General features: G+C 46.4%; 2 protein-coding genes. Both read right to left on the reverse strand.

What is annotated here, in order from left to right:
- The coding region (locus AABE10_RS36600; RefSeq protein ID WP_428983432.1) for a PilW family protein at positions 1 to 177 on the reverse strand (177 nt) is incomplete at its 3' end.
- Positions 153 to 412, reverse strand: a 260-nt coding sequence (locus AABE10_RS36305; RefSeq protein ID WP_342937852.1) for a hypothetical protein, incomplete at its 5' end; no start/stop codon positions are given. The genes AABE10_RS36600 and AABE10_RS36305, both read right to left, overlap by 25 nt.

Consider the following 412-nt stretch of genomic DNA (forward strand, 5'->3'; position numbering starts at 1 on the left):
TTGTAGCTCACTGCCACTTTTTTGGGTTGAGGCGGTTTTGGTATTCGTTAGGTATACTTGTATTACCGCAGCAGAAATCAGCAGCCCCAATACCAATGAAATCATGAGCTCTATTAAAGTAAAGCCAGAAGTGGAACGATAATTTGATATCATCAGTATGCCTCCATAATGAAGCATTGTGCACCAAAATTATAGACCGCATCTTCATTAGCGCAGGGTTTGTCTTTAGTCGTATCGGATGCAACGGCGGTATCCAAAAAAATCGGGTCGGTATCGCCCCAAGCAGCAATCAGGCATTGGCGGTCTTGTCCAACCGTACTAATCGTTGTGGCAACACCACTAGCGCTAGTGGTTGTCGTGCGTTTGGTCGGGCAAGTTGCCATACCCACGTTCAAGCCATTGTCTGTGGCAT

It is taken from the genome of Paraburkholderia diazotrophica, from assembly GCF_038900755.1.
GTDB classification, from domain to species: Bacteria; Pseudomonadota; Gammaproteobacteria; order Burkholderiales; family Burkholderiaceae; genus Paraburkholderia; species Paraburkholderia diazotrophica_A.